This window comes from Delftia sp. K82 (assembly GCF_002193035.1).
In the GTDB taxonomy this organism is placed as follows: domain Bacteria; phylum Pseudomonadota; class Gammaproteobacteria; order Burkholderiales; family Burkholderiaceae_C; genus Comamonas; species Comamonas acidovorans.
The window spans coordinates 725,075-741,536 of the sequence record NZ_MYFL01000001.1 but is presented as its reverse complement, the minus strand read 5'-3'; the positions used below and the strand labels follow the sequence as shown (position 1 = coordinate 741,536).

11 protein-coding genes are annotated in these 16,462 nt (G+C 68.2%); 4 read left to right on the top strand and 7 right to left on the bottom strand.

Features of this window, described 5'->3' with window-relative positions; genetic code table 11:
- Positions 1 to 6: 6 nt before the first annotated feature.
- Positions 7 to 1,230, bottom strand: coding sequence for a M20 aminoacylase family protein (locus KDK82_RS03280; protein ID WP_088164012.1), 1,224 nt, complete (start codon positions 1,228 to 1,230; stop codon positions 7 to 9).
- Between the two features lie 125 nt (positions 1,231 to 1,355).
- Here KDK82_RS03280 and KDK82_RS03275 point away from each other — a divergent pair, with 125 nt between their 5' ends.
- A complete protein-coding gene (locus tag KDK82_RS03275) occupies positions 1,356 to 2,375 on the top strand; it encodes a LysR family transcriptional regulator (RefSeq protein WP_088165423.1) in 1,020 nt (339 codons plus the stop codon).
- Positions 2,376 to 2,382: 7 nt separating this feature from the next.
- Here the strand turns inward: KDK82_RS03275 and KDK82_RS03270 are convergent, their stop codons facing one another.
- The 4 genes from KDK82_RS03270 to KDK82_RS03255 all read right to left on the bottom strand — a co-directional run bounded on the left by KDK82_RS03270 (position 2,383) and on the right by KDK82_RS03255 (position 9,477).
- A complete protein-coding gene (locus KDK82_RS03270) occupies positions 2,383 to 3,852 on the bottom strand; it encodes an efflux transporter outer membrane subunit (RefSeq protein WP_088164011.1) in 1,470 nt (489 codons plus the stop codon).
- A 28-nt stretch (positions 3,853 to 3,880) separates the two neighbouring features.
- Entirely contained in the window at positions 3,881 to 7,132 is a 3,252-nt protein-coding gene (locus KDK82_RS03265; RefSeq protein ID WP_088165422.1) for an efflux RND transporter permease subunit, read from the bottom strand.
- Between the two features lie 86 nt (positions 7,133 to 7,218).
- Complete coding sequence (locus KDK82_RS03260; protein WP_088164010.1) at positions 7,219 to 8,502, bottom strand: efflux RND transporter periplasmic adaptor subunit; 1,284 nt, start codon at positions 8,500 to 8,502, stop codon at positions 7,219 to 7,221.
- A 114-nt stretch (positions 8,503 to 8,616) separates the two neighbouring features.
- Positions 8,617 to 9,477 carry an alpha/beta hydrolase gene (locus KDK82_RS03255; RefSeq protein ID WP_088164009.1) on the bottom strand — a complete coding sequence of 287 codons (861 nt, stop codon included), beginning with the start codon at positions 9,475 to 9,477 and terminating at the stop codon, positions 8,617 to 8,619.
- A 175-nt stretch (positions 9,478 to 9,652) separates the two neighbouring features.
- Between KDK82_RS03255 and KDK82_RS03250 the strand changes: the two genes are divergently transcribed.
- From KDK82_RS03250 to KDK82_RS03240, 3 genes are all read left to right on the top strand, one after another.
- Positions 9,653 to 10,567, top strand: a complete 915-nt coding sequence (locus KDK82_RS03250; RefSeq protein ID WP_043819201.1) for a LysR family transcriptional regulator — start codon at positions 9,653 to 9,655, stop codon at positions 10,565 to 10,567.
- A gap of 352 nt (positions 10,568 to 10,919) precedes the next feature.
- Positions 10,920 to 12,263, top strand: coding sequence for an NADP-specific glutamate dehydrogenase (gdhA, locus tag KDK82_RS03245; protein WP_013801081.1), 1,344 nt, complete (start codon positions 10,920 to 10,922; stop codon positions 12,261 to 12,263).
- A 185-nt stretch (positions 12,264 to 12,448) separates the two neighbouring features.
- The gene (locus KDK82_RS03240; protein ID WP_088164008.1) at positions 12,449 to 13,987 is read left to right on the top strand and encodes an IPTL-CTERM sorting domain-containing protein; all 1,539 of its coding nucleotides are present in this window, start codon (positions 12,449 to 12,451) and stop codon (positions 13,985 to 13,987) included.
- A 143-nt stretch (positions 13,988 to 14,130) separates the two neighbouring features.
- Here the strand turns inward: KDK82_RS03240 and KDK82_RS03235 are convergent, their stop codons facing one another.
- A complete protein-coding gene (locus KDK82_RS03235) occupies positions 14,131 to 15,450 on the bottom strand; it encodes a serine hydrolase (protein WP_088164007.1) in 1,320 nt (439 codons plus the stop codon).
- Positions 15,451 to 15,561: 111 nt separating this feature from the next.
- Positions 15,562 to 16,434: a methylglyoxal synthase gene (locus KDK82_RS03230; RefSeq protein WP_088164006.1), complete on the bottom strand. Its 873-nt coding sequence runs from the start codon at positions 16,432 to 16,434 to the stop codon at positions 15,562 to 15,564.
- Between the last annotated feature and the right edge of the window lie 28 nt (positions 16,435 to 16,462).

The window sequence follows — 16,462 nt, the reverse complement described above, 5'->3', positions numbered from 1 at the left end:
GGCGCCTCAGGCGACGGACAGAAAACGCCGGGCCAGCTTCACCCAGTAAGTGGCGGCCAGCGGCAGGATGCGGTCGTTGAAGTCGTAGCCGGGGTTGTGGACCATGCAGCCGCCCGTGCCATGCGTGTCGCCCACGCCGTTGCCCACGATCAGGTAGCTGCCCGGGCATTGTTCGAGCATGAAGGAGAAGTCCTCGCTGCCCGTCAGCGGCTGCAGGTCGGGGATCAGCGCCTGCTCGCCCAGCCAGTCGCGCGCCACCTCGCGGGCAAAGGCCGTGCTGGCCGCGTCGTTGACCAGGGCTGGGTAGCGCCAGCGGTAGTCCACCACGGCCTCGGCCCCCAGCGTGGCGGCCTGGGCATGGGCCAGCGCGGTGATGCGTTCGCGCAGCAGGGCACGCACCTCGGGCCGGTAGGCGCGCACGGACAGGCGCAGCTCCACCTCGCCGGGGATGACATTCGGTGCATCGCCGCCATGGATGGCGCCCACGCTGACCACGGCCATGTCGCGCGGATCGACATTGCGCGAGACCACGGTCTGCAGCGCCAGCACCAGGTGAGCCGCCGCCAGCACCGGGTCGGCCGACAGGTGGGGCGCCGAGCCATGGCCACCCTTGCCGCGCACGGTGATGATCACCGTGTCCGACGAGGCCATGAACGAGCCCTCGCGAAAGCCGAACTGCCCCTCTGCAAAGCCCGGCATGTTGTGCAGCGCAAAGATGGCATCGCAGGGGAAAAGATCGAACAGGCCATCCTCCACCATCTTGCGCCCCCCGCCCAGGCCCTCCTCGGCCGGCTGGAAGATCAGGTGCAGCGTGCCGTCGAAGCCGCGCGCCTGGGCCAGTTCGCGCGCGGCGGCCAGCAGGATGGCGGTATGGCCGTCATGCCCGCAGGCATGCATGCGGCCCGCGTGGCGGCTGGCATAGGGCAGGCCGGTCTGCTCGTGGATGGGCAGCGCGTCCATGTCGGCGCGCAGGCCCAGGCGCCGCGTGCCTGCTCCGACCCGCAGCGTGCCGACCACGCCCGTGCCTCCCAGGCCCCGGTGCACTTCGTAGCCCCAGGAGGCCAGGCGCTCGGCCACCAAGTCGCTGGTGGCGAACTCCTCGAAGGCCAGCTCGGGATGGGCATGCAGGTGATGGCGCAGGGCCACCATCTCGGCCTGCGTGGCGCGTATGCCGGCAAGCACCGGATCGGCGGCTTCGGCCGTGGTGGAAACGGGCGGGTCAATGTTCATGCCCGCAGTCTAGGAAGCGTGGGCAGCGGGAGGAAGACCGCCAGCGCCTGCCCTGCCAGGCATTGCCTGTCATCCCCCGGCATGCGCCCATCACAGCAATGGCAGGAATGGCAGAGATGGCAGACATGGCACGAAACCTGCAAGATCGGCCCATGAATTCTCAGCCCCACCCCGATGCCGGTCCCGCCATGAAGCTGCACCAGATGCGCTACCTCGTCGCCGTGGCCGGCTGCGGCAGCGTGCGCGCCGCGTCACGCGCGCTGGGCATCACGCAGTCGGCCATCACCCAGGCCCTGCGCGAGTTGGAGGAAGGCCACCGCCTTGCGCTGTTCGAGCGCCAGAGCAGCGGCATCGTCCTCACGCCAGCCGGGCGCACGCTGCTGCGCCACGCCCAGCTGATCACCGGGCAGATGGCCCAGGCCGAGGATGAAATGGCACGCCTGCGCGACACCTGCGCCGTGGCGCGCCTGTCCGTGGGCGTGACGCCCTGGGTGGGCCAGAGCCTGCTGCCCCATGTGCTGCGCGCCTTCCGCGCCGAACTGCCCCAGGTACGCCTGGAACTGTTCGAGGGCCTGTCGGCCGTGGCCCATCCGCGCCTGCGCGAAGGCACGCTGGACCTGCTGATTGGCCGCGTGCCTTCGGGCCCCTCGGGCGGCGACCTGCATGGCACGCCACTGTTCCGCTACGACGCCACCGTCGTGGCCCGCACCGGCCATCCGCTGGCAGGCGCACGCTCGCTGGCCGAGCTGATGGACTGCGACTGGCTGCTCAACTACACGCCGCCCGAAGAGGACGACCTGGTGCGGCGCCTGTTCCTGCGCCACGGCCTGCCCGTGCCCGTGGGCCACATCCACCTGGTGCATTCGGCATCGCTGCTGCTGCACCTGATCGCGCACAGCGACATGCTCTCGTTCTGCCCTTGGCCGCTGATCGAGTCGGGCGTGCCCCAGGGCACCCTGGTGCCGCTGTCCCTGCGCGAACAGTTCGAGCCCCACACCGTGGGCGTGGTCCAGCGCGGCCACGGCCCCCTGCCCTGGGTGGCCGAGCGCTTCGTGCACCACCTCATGGAGCAGGTCCACGCCTGCCGCCACAGCCCGGACCCGGTGCTGCAGCGCGTGTTCCGCTCCATCGACGTGCTGGCCTGAGGGCGGCTCAGCGCAGCGCGGCCTGGGCCACCGGCACGTTCGCCGATTCGCCGGCCGGCACATCCCAGCCCCCGCCCAGCGCGCGGATCAGGCCCACGGCTGCCTGGTACTGCGCGGACTTCACCTGCAGCGCCTGGCGGCGGTTGCGCAGTTCGCTGCGGCGGGCATCCAGCAGGTCCAGCTGGCTGACGTAGCCATTGCGGTAGCGCGTGTCCGAAAGGCTGGTGGCACGCTGGGCGGCCACCACGGCCTGGCCCTGCACGGTGGACTGCTCCTGCAGGATGCGAATGGACGACAGTTGGTCCTCCACCTCCTGGAAGGCCACCAGCGCCTGCTGCCGGTAGGCGGCCAGCGCGGCATCGAGCTGCGCGTCGGCGGCCTGCACGCCGGCCTCGCGCCGGCCGCCGTCGAACAGCGGCAGCGACAGCAAGGCGCCCACGCCCCAGGAGCGCATGGACCACTTGAACAGGTCACCAACCTCGGGCGAGGCATGGCCGGCCGCGCCGGTCAGCGAGATGCTGGGAAACCATGCCGTCTTCGCCACGCCCACGCGCGACTGCGCGGCGAACACGGCGCGCTGGGCAGCCGAGATGTCGGGCCGGCGCATGAGCACCGTGGCCGGCACGCCGGCTGGAATAGAAGGCAGCGCAGTGGTCCAGGCGCCTTCGCCCAGGCCGAAGCGCGAGGCCGAGTCGCCCACCAGCACGGCCAGCGCATGCTCGACCTGGGCGCGCTGGCGGTCCAGTGCCAGCGCGTCCGATTCGGTGGCCGACAGCTCGGCCTGAATGCGCGCCACGTCCAGCTCGGCAATGTCGCCGGCCTGCAGCCTTCGCTCCGACAGACGCAGCGTGTCGCGGTAGGCCTCCACGGTCTCGCGCATCAGGGCGCGCTCGGCGTCCAGTGCGCGCAGCTGCAGATAGGTCTGTGCGACCTCGGCCTGCACGGCCAGCCGCGTGCTTTGCAGCAGGGCCTCGCGGCCCTCGGCGTCCAGCCGCGATGCGTCGGCCGCCTGGGAAATGCGGCCGAACAGATCGACCTCATACGACAGGTTCAGCCCCGCGTTGACCAGGGTGGCAGGCCGTGTGCCCGAGGCCTTGTCCAGCCCCGCGCCGCGCGTGGCCCCTGCGCCCAGGCCCAGTTGGGGCAGGCGCTCGGCATTGGCGCTGCGCGCCAGGGCGCGGGCCTCGGCCAGGCGTGCGGCCGCAGCCTGGATGCTCTGGTTGTCCAGCGTGGCCTTGTCCACCAGCGCGTCCAGCGCCGGGTCGGCAAAGGCCAGCCACCATTGGCCTCGTGCCTGGGCTTCAGCGGGCAGGGCCTGGGTCCAGCCCGCCTGCGGCGCGGCGCCCTGCTCCTTGAAGGCGGGGGCGGCCGGCAGCTCGGGCAGGCTCTGGGACACGCTGGCGCAGCCGGCCAGGGCCAGCGCCGCCACCAGGGGCAGCAGACGCCTGGACAGTTTCGAAAGCGATGGGATCTTCATGATCGGTTCCTGTTCTTGTGGTGTGGGCTCATTCATGCTCGCCACGCGCAGCAGAGGGCATGGGCAGCGCGCCGCCACCCGAGGCATGGCCGTGGGCGGGTGCATGTGCAGGGGCCTCTTCCTCCATCTCTGGACCATGCTGCTTGAGCGGCCGGTTGCCTGCCAGGCGGCGCATCAGCACGTAGAACACGGGCGTGAGGAACAGGCCGAAGGCCGTCACCCCGATCATTCCCGAGAACACGGCCACGCCCATGGCACGGCGCATTTCCGAGCCGGCGCCCGTGGACAGCACCAGGGGCAGCACGCCCATGACGAAGGCCAGCGAGGTCATCAGAATGGGGCGCAGGCGCAGCCGGCTGGCCTCGATGGCGGCCTGTATGGGCGTGCGGCCCTCGAACTCCAGCTCCCGTGCGAACTCCACGATCAAGATGGCGTTCTTCGCACTCAACCCCACCAGCACAATGAGCCCGATCTGCGTGAAGACATTGCTGTCCCCGCCCGACAGCCACACGCCGGTCATGGCCGCCAGCAGGCCCATGGGAACGATCAGGATGATGGCAATCGGCAGGGTCAGGCTCTCGTACTGCGCGGCCAGCACCAGGAAGACCAGCAGCAGGGCCAGCGGGAACACGATCACCGCCGAATTGCCGGCCAGGATTTCCTGGTAGGTCAGGTCGGTCCATTCGAAATCGATGCCCTTGGGCAGGGTCTCGGCCGCGATGCGCTTGATGGCGTCCTGCGCCTGGCCCGAAGAGAAGCCCGGTGCGGCACCGCCGTTGATGTCGGCCGTGAGGTAGCCGTTGTAGCGCATGGCGCGCTCGGGGCCGAAGCTGGAGTCCACCTTCATCAGCGCCGACAGCGGAATCATCTCGCCCGAGCTGGAACGCACTTTGAGCATGCCCACGTCCTCGGCACGCGCGCGGTAGGGCGCGTCGGCCTGCACGCGGACGCTGTAGGTGCGGCCGAACTTGTTGAAGTCGTTCGCATACAGGCTGCCCAGGTAGATCTGCATGGTGTCGAAGATGTCCGTCACCGGCACGCCGAGCTGGCGCGCCTTGGTGCGGTCGATGTCGGCATACAGCTGGGGCACGTTGACCTGCCAGCTGGTGAACATGCCGGTCAGCTCGGGCGTCTGGTAGGCCTTGGCCATGAAGGCCTTCACGGCCGCATCCATCTGGTCATAGCCCAGGGAGGCGCGGTCTTCCAGCTGCAGCTTGAAGCCGCCCGTCGTGCCCAGGCCCGCCACGGGTGGCGGCGGGAACATGACGATGAAGGCGTCCTGGATGCCCGCGAAGGCCTGGTTGAGCTGGCCGGCCACGGCGCCGCCGCTCTGGTCGGCGCGCTTGCGCTCGTCAAAGGGCTTGAGCGTGGCGAAGACGATGCCCGAGTTGGAGCTGTTGGTGAAGCCGTTGATGGACAGGCCCGGGAAGGCGATGGTGTCCTCCACGTTGGGGTTGTCCTTCATGATCTCGCCCATGCGGCGGATCACCTCGTCCGTGCGGTCCAGCGTGGCACCGTCGGGCAACTGGGCAAAGCCGATCAGGTACTGCTTGTCCTGCGCGGGCACGAAGCCCGAAGGCACGGCCTTGAACAGGCCGAAGGTCACGGCGATCAGCGCCAGGTAGATGGCCAGCATCAGCGCCTTGCGCGAGATCACGCGGCCCACGCCGCCGCTGTAGGCCTCGGAGCCCCGGTGGAACATGCGGTTGAAGCCGCGAAACAGCCAGCCGAAGGCCCGGTCCATGCCGCGCGTCAGCGCGTCCTTGGGCGCATCGTGGCCGCGCAGCAGCAGGGCCGCCAGCGCGGGCGACAGCGTCAGCGAGTTGATGGCCGAGATCACCGTGGAGATGGCGATCGTCACCGCGAACTGCTTGTAGAACTGGCCAGTGAGGCCGCTGATGAAGGCCAGCGGCACGAACACCGCCACCAGCACCAGGGCGATGGCGATGATGGGGCCGGACACTTCGCGCATGGCGCGGTAGGTGGCGTTGCGCGGCGTGAGACCGGCCTCGATGTTGCGCTCCACGTTCTCGACCACGACGATGGCGTCATCCACCACGATGCCGATGGCCAGCACCAGGCCGAACAGGCTCAGCGCGTTGATGGAAAAGCCCAGCAGATGCAGCACGGCGAAGGTGCCGATCACCGACACCGGCACGGCCAGCAGCGGGATGATGGAGGCGCGCCAGGTCTGCAGGAACAGGATCACCACCAGCACCACAAGCACGATGGCCTCCAGCAGCGTGTGCACCACCGATTCGATGGAGGCGCGCACGAACTGCGTGGGGTCGTAGGCGATGCGGTACTCCAGGCCCTCGGGCATGTTCTTGTTCAGGGCCTCCATGGTCTTGCGCACGTTGGCCGAGATTTCCAGCGCATTGGAGCCCGGCGCCTGGAACACGCCCATGCCCACGGCCGGGTCGTTGTTCAGCAGCGAGCGCAGCGAATAGTCGGCTGCGCCCATCTCCAGGCGGCCGATGTCGCGCAGGCGGGTCACGGCGCCGTCGGAGCCGCTCTTGACGATGATGTCGCCGAAGTCCTCCTCGCTTTGCAGGCGGCCCTGGGCGTTGATGGACAGTTGCATGTCCACCCCCGGCAGCCCCGGCGAGGCGCCGACCACGCCGGCCGCAGCCTGCACGTTCTGGCCGCGGATGGCAGCCACCACATCGCTGGCCGACAGGCCGCGCTGCGCCACCTTCTGCGGGTCCAGCCACACGCGCATGGCGTAGTCGCCGCCGCCGAAGATCTGGATCTGGCCCACGCCTTCGAGGCGCGCCAGCGGGTCCTTCACGTTCAGCACCGCGTAGTTGCGCAGGTAGTTGATGTCATAGCGCTGGTTGGGCGAGACCAGGTGCACCACCATGGTCAGGTCGGGTGCGCTCTTGACCGTGGTGATGCCCAGGCGGCGCACCTCTTCCGGCAGGCGCGGCTCGGCCTGCGAGACGCGGTTTTGCACCATCTGCTGCGCCTTGTCGGGGTCGGTGCCCAGGCGGAAGGTGACGGTCAGCGTCATCACGCCGTCGCTGGTGGCCTGGCTGCCCATGTAGAGCATGCCTTCGACGCCGTTGATCTGCTCTTCCAGCGGCGTGGCCACGGTCTCGGCGATCACCTTGGGATTGGCGCCCGGGTACTGGGCGCGCACCACCACGGACGGCGGCGCGACCTCGGGGTATTCCGAGATCGGCAGCCCGCCCATGGCGATCAGGCCGGCGATCAGCATCAGCAGCGAAAGCACGCCTGCGAAGATCGGCCGGTCAATGAAGAATTTGGATAGGTTCATGGTGTTTGGCTCCGCCACGGCAAAGCGCGGCCCATGCCGCCTGCGGTCAGGCGGCATTTCAGAGGCAGGAAAGGTGTGCGGCTAGATCAGGACTTGGTTGCGTCAGCCACTTGTTCGGCTGCCTGCCGGGTGCCCGGCTGGCGGGCATCAGCCCGCGCATCCATGGACACCTCCTTGGGCGCGACCAGGGCGCCGGGGCGGATGTGCTGCAGTCCGTTGACGACCACGCGCTCGCCGGGCTGCAGGCCCTGGGTCACGTTGCGCAGGCCGTTGACCGAGGCGCCCAGGGCCACCTCGCGGTAGACGGCCTTGTTGTCGCCGCCCACCACCATCACGTACTTCTTGCTCTGGTCCGTGCCGATGGCGCGCTCGCTGACCAGCAGCATGCTGCTGTCGCGCGCCTGGCCCATGCGGATGCGGGCAAACTGGCCGGGCATGAGGGCGCCATCCTTGTTGTCGAAGGCAGCGCGCACGCGCACCGTGCCGCTTCGGGCATCGACCTGGTTGTCGATCAGCTGCAGCCGGCCTTCGAAGGGCGTGCTGCCGGCCGTGGCCGTGCCCATCTGCACGGGAATGCTGTCGATCTTGGCTCGGTTGCCCGCGCCGCCGCCGAGCTCCTTGAGCGCGCGCGTGATGACCTGCTCATCGGCATCGAAGCTCGCATAGATGGGGCTGACCGAGACCAGCGTGGTCAGCACCGGCGCGCCCGGGCCTGCGGCCACCAGGTTGCCCACGGTGATCTCGCGCTTGCCGATGCGGCCAGACACGGGGGCGCGCACCTGGGTGTAGCCCAGGTTCAGCCGCGCCGATTGCAGGGACGCCTGGGCCGCGCGCAGATTGGCCTCGGCCTCGCTGCCTGCGTTGATGCGCTCGTCCAGCTCGCGCTGGGCAATCGCCCGCTCGTCCCACAGGCGGCGTGCGCGCTCCTGCTCGCTGCGTGCATAGGACTGGCGTGCCTGGGCCGAGGCTACCTGCGCTTCGGCACGCTCGACCTCGGCCGCATACGGTGCGGGGTCGATGGTGATCAGCAGATCGCCCTGCTTGACCAGCGCGCCCTCGCGAAAGTGCACGGCCTGCACGGCGCCAGCCACGCGCGAGCGGATGTCCACGCGCTCCACGGCTTCGAGGCGGCCCGAGAACTCGTCCCAGGCGGTGACCTCGCTTTCGGCGACCGTGGCCACCGACACGGGCGTGGCGGCGGGCTGGGCGCTGGCGGGCGCGTCATCGGCCTTGGCCTCGATGCCGTGCAGGCCGAACAGGCCGGCGCTGACGGCGAGGATGGCCGCAGCGGCGGCAGGCAATCTCCAGCCCTTGCGCTGGGCCGAAGCGAAAGAAGGGGAAGAAGAGGATGAGGTGGATTCGGTGGACATGGTGTTTTTTTGCGAAATTCAGGGAACACGATGCCCGCCCGGCGCCTGAACGCGCCGGGAAGGCGGAAGGGGAAAACGGGGCAGCAGGTGTCGCCGGCTGCGGCGGCGCGGGGCCTAGCCCGGTGCTGCGGGCTTGTTCATGGTGGCCTCGAAGAAGTCATGCACATGCTGGAACACGGCGGCGCTGCAGGCCGTACAGGCCTCGGCCTCGGACAGGGCCTGCGGCCAGTTCGACGCGCTGGGCAGCACATGGCTGCTGGCTGTCACCCCAGCCGCGCGCAGGCGGGCCGCATAGGCCTGGGCCTCGTCGCGCAGCGGGTCGTCGCCACCCACCAGCACCAGGGCCGGCGGCAACTGGGCCAGGCGCAGCGAGCTGCCGGGCACGGCATAGGGATGCATGGCGTCCTTGGGGCAGCTCAGGTACTCGCGCCAGCCCGTGGCCCAGCGGCATTCGCCGGCCTCGGGCGTGGCCTCGCGCTGCGAGGCGGTGCCGGTGCAGGGATCGAGCATGGGCGACACCAGGATCTGGCCCGCCAGCGGCGGATGGCCCCGGTCGCGCGAGATCACGGCCACGGCAGCGGCCAGGTTGCCGCCCGCCTCCTCGCCAGCGAGGAACAGCGGCGCGCCCTTGCCCGCCATCTTCACGCGGTGCTTGTACAGCCACTGCAGCACGGCGTAGCCCACCTCGATGGGCTGGGGAAACGGATGCTCGGGCGCCAGCGGGTAGGCCAGCGACACCACGACGGCGCCCGCCTCGGCCAGCAGCCGGCCAATGTAGCGCCCGTTGTCCAGCGTGCCGCAGACAAAGGTGCCGCCATGGAAATGCAGCACCAGCGGCGAGACCGTGCCGGGCCTGCGCTGGCCATAGGCGCGCGCAGCCACGGTGCCGTGCTCGGGCAGCTCGATGGAGAATTCTGTTTCGGCAATCTGCGCCCCGGCGGCGGGGCCGTTCGGAAGCGACGAGGAAGTGGACATGGCGCGAACCTGCGGCAATGGTCGATGGTTGGAATATAGGCGGCGCCGGCCATGTCTGAAATAGCAACGCAGCCATCGCTCTGTTTCCGTTTCACGAACAATCGCCCGATACCGCGCATGTGAGAATTCCGCCGAGCCGGCATTCCCTTGCCGGGCGCTGCAGGAGCAACTTTCCATGGACCAGATCCAGGCCATGCGTGTCTTCGTTCGCGTGGTGGAAGCCGGCAACTTCACCCGCGCCGCCGATTCGCTCGACCTGCCCAAGGGCACGGTCACCAAACAGATACAGGCGCTGGAGGCGCGCGTGCGCGTCAAGCTGCTCAACCGCACGACGCGGCGCGTCACCGTCACGCCCGATGGCGCGGCCTACTACGAACGCGCGGCACGCCTGCTCAACGACTTCGACGATCTCGAAGCCAGCATGGTCAACACCCAGACCGCGCCCAGCGGGCGGCTGCGGCTGGACGTGGGCAGCTCCATGGCCCGGCTGATCATCATTCCGGCGCTGACCGAATTCTGCGAACGCTATCCCGACATACAGATTGACCTGGGCGTGGGCGACCGCCTGGTGGACCTGATCAGCGACAACGTGGACTGCGTGATCCGCGGGGGCGAGCTCAGCGACCAATCCCTGGTGGCGCGGCGCATCGGCTCGATGAACTGGGTCACCGTGGCCTCGCCCGCCTACCTGGCACGCCACGGCGTGCCCCAGCACCCTTCCGAGCTGGATACGAAGCACCAGATCGTCGCCTTCTTCGCGGGCCATACGCGGCGCATGTACCCGCTGGAATTCCAGCGGGGCGATGAATCCATCGAGGTGGCGGGCAACTACCGCATCGCGGCCAACGACAGCAATGCCTACACGGCCGCCGTGCTGGCGGGCTTTGGCATCGCGCAGCTGGTCACCGCCTTTGCCCAGCCGCTGATCGACAGCGGCGAACTGGTCGAGGTCCTGCCGGAATGGACCCAGCCGCCGCTGCCCATTCACGTGGTCTATCCGCCCAACCGCCACCTCAGCGCCAAGGTGCGGGCCTTCGTGGACTGGGCGGCCGACCTGTTCGCGCGCCATCCCCAGCTGCAGCGCAGCTGAAAGGCCGTCGATGGGATGGCCGGGCGGGCCCAAGCCCCGTCCGGCTGCAAGGCCTTCCTAGCCACTCTTCATGTCAGCTGGCATGGCGCCAGCCATTCCCATTCGCCATGGCCATGCACGCCACCGGATACGGCTGATCCAGGCCGCTGCCTGCCCGCTCACTGCGGCACGCAGGCCCTGACCATGCACCAAATACCGTCGGCACCTCTCTGGAAATGCACCGAAAAACGGCATTCAGGCACCAAGCACGGGCACCGTTCACCAAAACGATGCATGACGGCATAACTTTTTGGCATAATTTTGGTTTGCACTCACCCCTTCCCGCAGCCGTTTTTTAGTCAGAGGTTTTTCCATGAAGTACGAGTCCGTCGGCCAATTCCTTGAAGAAGTGGCGCAACGCAACCCCGGCCAGCCCGAATTCCTGCAAGCCGTCACCGAAGTGATGGAAAGCCTCTGGCCCTTCATCGAGAAGAACCCCAAGTACGCCGAACTCGGCCTGCTGGAGCGTCTGGTCGAGCCCGAGCGCGTGGTCATGTTCCGCGTGAGCTGGACCGACGACAAGGGCCATGTGCAGGTCAACCGCGGCTTCCGCATCCAGCACAGCATGGCCATTGGCCCCTACAAGGGCGGCCTGCGTTTCCACCCCTCGGTCACGCTGTCCGTGCTCAAGTTCCTGGCTTTCGAACAGACCTTCAAGAACGCGCTGACCACGCTGCCCATGGGCGGCGGCAAGGGCGGCTCGGACTTCGATCCCAAGGGCAAGAGCCCCGCTGAAGTCATGCGCTTTTGCCAGGCCTTCGTCACCGAACTGTTCCGCCACGTGGGCCCGGACACCGACGTGCCGGCAGGCGACATCGGCGTGGGCGGCCGCGAAGTGGGCTTCATGGCCGGCATGTACAAGAAGCTGTCCAACAGCGCCGCCAGCGTGTTCACGGGCAAGGGCCTGTCCTTCGGCGGCTCGCTGATCCGCCCCGAAGCGACCGGCTACGGCACCGTCTACTTCGCCCAGGAAATGCTGGCCACGCGCGGCCAGTCCTTCGCAGGCAAGACCGTCTCCGTCTCGGGTTCGGGCAACGTGGCCCAGTACGCCGTGGAGAAGGCCCTGCAGCTGGGCGCCAAGGTGGTATCGGTCTCCGACTCCTCGGGCACCGTGTATGACCAGGACGGCTTCACCACCGAGAAGCTGGCCATCCTGATGGACGTGAAGAACCACCGCTACGGCCGCGTGGACGAGTACGCCAAGCTGGTGGGCGCCGAGTTCCTGCGCGGCAAGACGCCGTGGCACCTGAAGGTGGACGTGGCCCTGCCCTGTGCCACGCAGAACGAACTGACCGAGGAAGACGCCAAGGTGCTGATCGCCAACGGCGTGGTCTGCGTGGCCGAAGGCGCCAACATGCCCTCGACCATCGAAGCCGCCAAGGCCTTCGAGAAGGCCGGCGTGCTGTACGCACCGGGCAAGGCCAGCAACGCCGGTGGCGTGGCCACCTCGGGCCTGGAGATGAGCCAGAACGCGGCCCGCCTGTCCTGGCCCGCCGAGGAAGTCGATGCCCGCCTGCTGCAGATCATGCAAGGCATCCACGCCGCCTGCCTGAAGTACGGCAAGCGCGAGGACGGCACGGTCAGCTACATTGACGGCGCCAACATCGCCGGCTTCGTCAAGGTGGCCGACGCCATGCTGGCCCAGGGCGTGATCTGAGCGTCAGCGCTTCCCATCCCTGACGAAAGCCCATGCAGCCTGCTGCATGGGCTTTTTTCATGGCTGGGCCGCACCACAGAAAGCGCGACGGCCTTGGCCACTGAAAGCCAATTCTCAGAATTGCTCAGATTCGCCGGCCAACGGGAGAGGACACTCAGCGCGCCCTGTCTTCACCCCCGTTCCCCATGCTCCCTGGACCCATCACCAAAGCGCTGCTCGTCGGCGCCGCTGCCCTGTCGCTGGGCAATGCCTTCGCCTACGAATCCCTCGGCTTCAAACCCAATCTGGATGCCAACGGCTACTGCATATCCACGACTGACACGACGCCTTCATCGCCCAGCTATCTTTTCTCTGCACAGATGACCAGTGGCGTCATCCGCTGCGGAACCGACAGCAGCGGCTGGATGAGCTTTCGCATCAGCGGCGCGGCCTATCCCTTTGCCTCCTGGTCCGTGACGGCTCTCTCCGGAAAGATCAATTTCCAGTCATTCGTGATGCGCAACAGCACGGCCAATCCGTTGCCACTGACCATCACATCGGGCACCGTGACGTACAGCAAGACGGCGCCTGTGGGCATCTCCACCATCACGCTGGACGAGCCCATCACCAACAGCGGCGCCGTGAAGATCACTTTCTCGGCCACCGACATCGTGGGCGTGGACCTGCAGTCCGTTTCCGTCGAACCCTTCATTCCCCTGAGCATCAGCCCCTCGACCTTGCCCAGCCCCCAGGTCGGCAGCCTGTACTCCCGGACGCTGACGGCAACCGGCGGTCTGGGCGCACCCTACACGTTTGCACTGCAAAGCGGAACGCTGCCTGCAGGCCTTGAGCTGGACCCCGCCACAGGCACGATCAGCGGCACGCCCACGGCCGCAGGCAGCACCTCGTTCACGATCCGGGTCACCGACAGCAAAGCCAATACGCTGGACCGCAGCTACACGCTCAATCCCATCAAGATCCCCGAGCCCCAGGCAGCCACCGTGACCGCGACGCCGACAGCCGTCGCCGTGGGCGAAACCACCACTCTGGCCCTGAGCGGCGGCATAGGCAATGCCGTCCCCGCCTTCCAGCTCCTGAGCGGGCCATGTACGGTCAGCGGCAACCAGTTGACCGGCACGGCCACCGGCACCTGCGTCGTGCGGGGGACCAAGGCCAGCAGCGATCCCTTGAACTACGCAGCCGCAACCGGCACCGTCTCCGTGACTGTTCTCGGCCTCACACAGCACGCCGATGGAACGAGCAGGACACAGTTCACGCAAGGCCTGCCCAATGGCACCTGCACGTTCCGCCATGTCGCATTCACCAGCGCCCTGCCCGGCCCCTTGCCCGCCGGCTTCACGGCCGTGCCCGACATGCCCAGGCCCGTGCTGGAGTTTGAGACCCGGGACTGCACCGTCGGCGACACGCTGACCATGCAGGTGACGCATGCGGACGTGCCCGCAGGTGCCGTTCTGCTGAAATGGAAGCCGCTGGCAACGCCTGCCCAGTGGGTGAAGATTTCCAGCTTCAATGGTGGCACTGCCAGCTACACCGTCACGGACGGCGGCGATGGCGACGATGACGGAGCCCAGGACGGCGCCATCCTCGACCCCGTGGTCGTGGCCATGCCTGCGGCAGCCGCCACCACCACCGCAGTGCCCACCCTGTCGCAGTGGTGCCTGATAGCCATGTCGGCCCTGCTGGCCCTGTTCGGCATGACCCGGATGCGGCGCCGCCAGGTCTGACGCGTGCGCTCCATTGCGGGCCGTGCCAGGCGGTCAGAAACCGGCCCGGCCTGCCCACGGGCCGAAGGCAACGTGTTTGCGCACGCTGCCTTTTTTCATGCCTGCGACCTGTTCCTGCTACCTGTTCCTGCTACCTGTTCCTGCTACCTGTCGCGCACCGCATCGGCCAGCGCCGCCCAGGCCTTGAGCGTCAGCGCATGCGTGAAGGCCGCGCCCGCCACCGGGTGCGATGACAGCTTGACCACCACCATCTGCGCGGCCGGATTCACGTGGATGAACTGGCCGTGTATGCCGGCGGCCTCGTAGGCGCCATCGGCGTTGTGCAGCACCCACCACTGGTTGCGGTAGCTGTAGCCGGGCCGCGCGGCCTGGATGCCGCGGAACTTGAACTGCTCGCGGTCGCCGCCGCGCGCAATGTCGTCCAGCACCGCCTTGTCGAAGATCTTGTGACCGTTGAAGCTGCCGCCCAGGCGCAGCATCTCGCCCACGCGCGCCAGATCACGCGCCGTGGCGTTCAGGCCCGCGCCCTGCAGCGGCGTGCCGGTGCTGTCCACCATCACATAGGCGTCTTCCTGCATGCCCAGCTTCTGCCAGATGTTCTCGCTCATGAGATCGCTCCAGCGCCGGCCCGTGACGCGCGAGACGATCCAGCCCAGCACCTCGGAATGCACGGTGCGGTAGACAAAGCCCTCGCCATGCGTGCCTTCCTTGGGCAGCGTCTTGAGGAAGTCGTACACATTGGTCGGCCCCGCGTAGCCGGGCGGACGCGGCAGCATGCCCGAGGCCCAGGAGTAGCCGAAGATCTCGGTCTTGGGGTCGGTGTAGTCCTCGCGAAAGCGCACGGCGCCCGTCATGTCCATGACCTGGCGCACCGTCATGTCGCCCCAGGCCGAGCCTTCCAGCTCAGGCACGTACTTCGTCACCAGCGCCTGGGGGTCGACGCGCCCCTCGTGGGCCAGTTGCGCGGCCATCAGGCCGGTGAACGACTTGGTGACCGAGAACAGCAGGTGCGGCGAGCTGGCCTGCATCTGGTTCTGGTAGCGCTCGAAGACCACCCGCCCCTTGTGCAGCACCACGATGGCGTCGGTATAGGTGCGGTCCAGCCACTGGTCCACGGTGACGGGCTGGCCCTTGTCGTCGTCAAAGCGCAGGCCGCCCAGGGCCATGGGCGCTTCGGGCAGGGCCGAGGGCGCCGCCGCGCCGCGCCGGATGTTCTGCGTGGGCTGGATTTCGCGCAGGTGCTGCACCACCCAGCGCAGTTGCGGATAGCGGTAGCCGTTGGACACATCCACACGCTTGTCTGCGGCCGGCGGAAAGCCCTGCATCAGCCCCAGCTGCTCCAGGCGCACGCTGTCGGGCGGCGGCAGCGCAGGTGCTGCCGGTGCCTGGGCTGCAGCCCAGCCGGGCAGCAGCGTCAGCAGGGCCATGGCATGCCGGGAACGCCGAAAGAGCTGACTGACCATCGCTGTCTCCTTGATTTTTTGGAAACAGCCAGTCTTGCAGAAAGACCCTTGCGGGTCATGGGTGTTCGCCCACCCACAGGCCGGCGGGCTGTCGTCTGCGCGACGCCTGTTTCAGCGGCGCATCAGGGCGGAATCGCACCAGCGCTGGGCGACCTGGGGCGAGGTCATGCAGACCGTGTCGTGCGTCACCGTGGTCACGGCGCGCTCCAGCAGCTGGATGTCGGCCTCGTGCTGGCGCGCCACATGCGGGTCCTCGAAGAAGATCACGCGCTGGCAGCGGCGGTCCAGCACCAGGTCGGCGATCTGCGCATCGCCGCCCAGCGGGCCGCTGTTGTAGCGGTCCACCCAGGGCCGGTCCTCGGGCCAGCCACGGCTCCAGGCCATTTCGTTGAGCCTCTGGCCCGTGGTGCCCGTGCCCACGCGTCGGCCAAAGCGCGACAGCAGCTCGAAGTTGCGCGCCGCGAAATCCAGCATGGTGGGCTTGAGCGCATCGTGGGCGATCAGCGCCAGCGTCTGCTGCCCGTAGTCGTGGAAGCGCTGCGCGCCGGCATCCCTGGGAAGGCCGGCATGGATGCGCTCCATCTCGATCCAGTCCCGCGCCGAGGCCACGGTGGACAGGAAGGGCTTGCCGTGGATCACGCATTGGCGCTTGAGCGCCACGGCCTCGGGGAAGATGGAGGACGGATCGACCGGGTCGGTCAGATAAATGGCGCCGTCAATCGTGCGCTCGTCGCCTTCCACGCCCACCACCTCAGCCACCAGCTTCATCAGCCCGCCTTCGCGGCCATAGGGATAGCGGCGCAGGCCCCGGTAGGACGCCAGCATGCCGGCGGCCTGGATGGCGTCGAAGGTACGGCCCACGGCATGCAGGCCCAGCTGCAGCTCGCGGATGCCGGACTCACAGGCGCGCAGCCAGCCGAACAGTGCGGCATCCTCGGTTTGGTGGTGGATTCGGTTGGCGGCCAGGCCCAGGCGTATCGGCATACAGGTTCACTCATCAACAGTGGGGAGA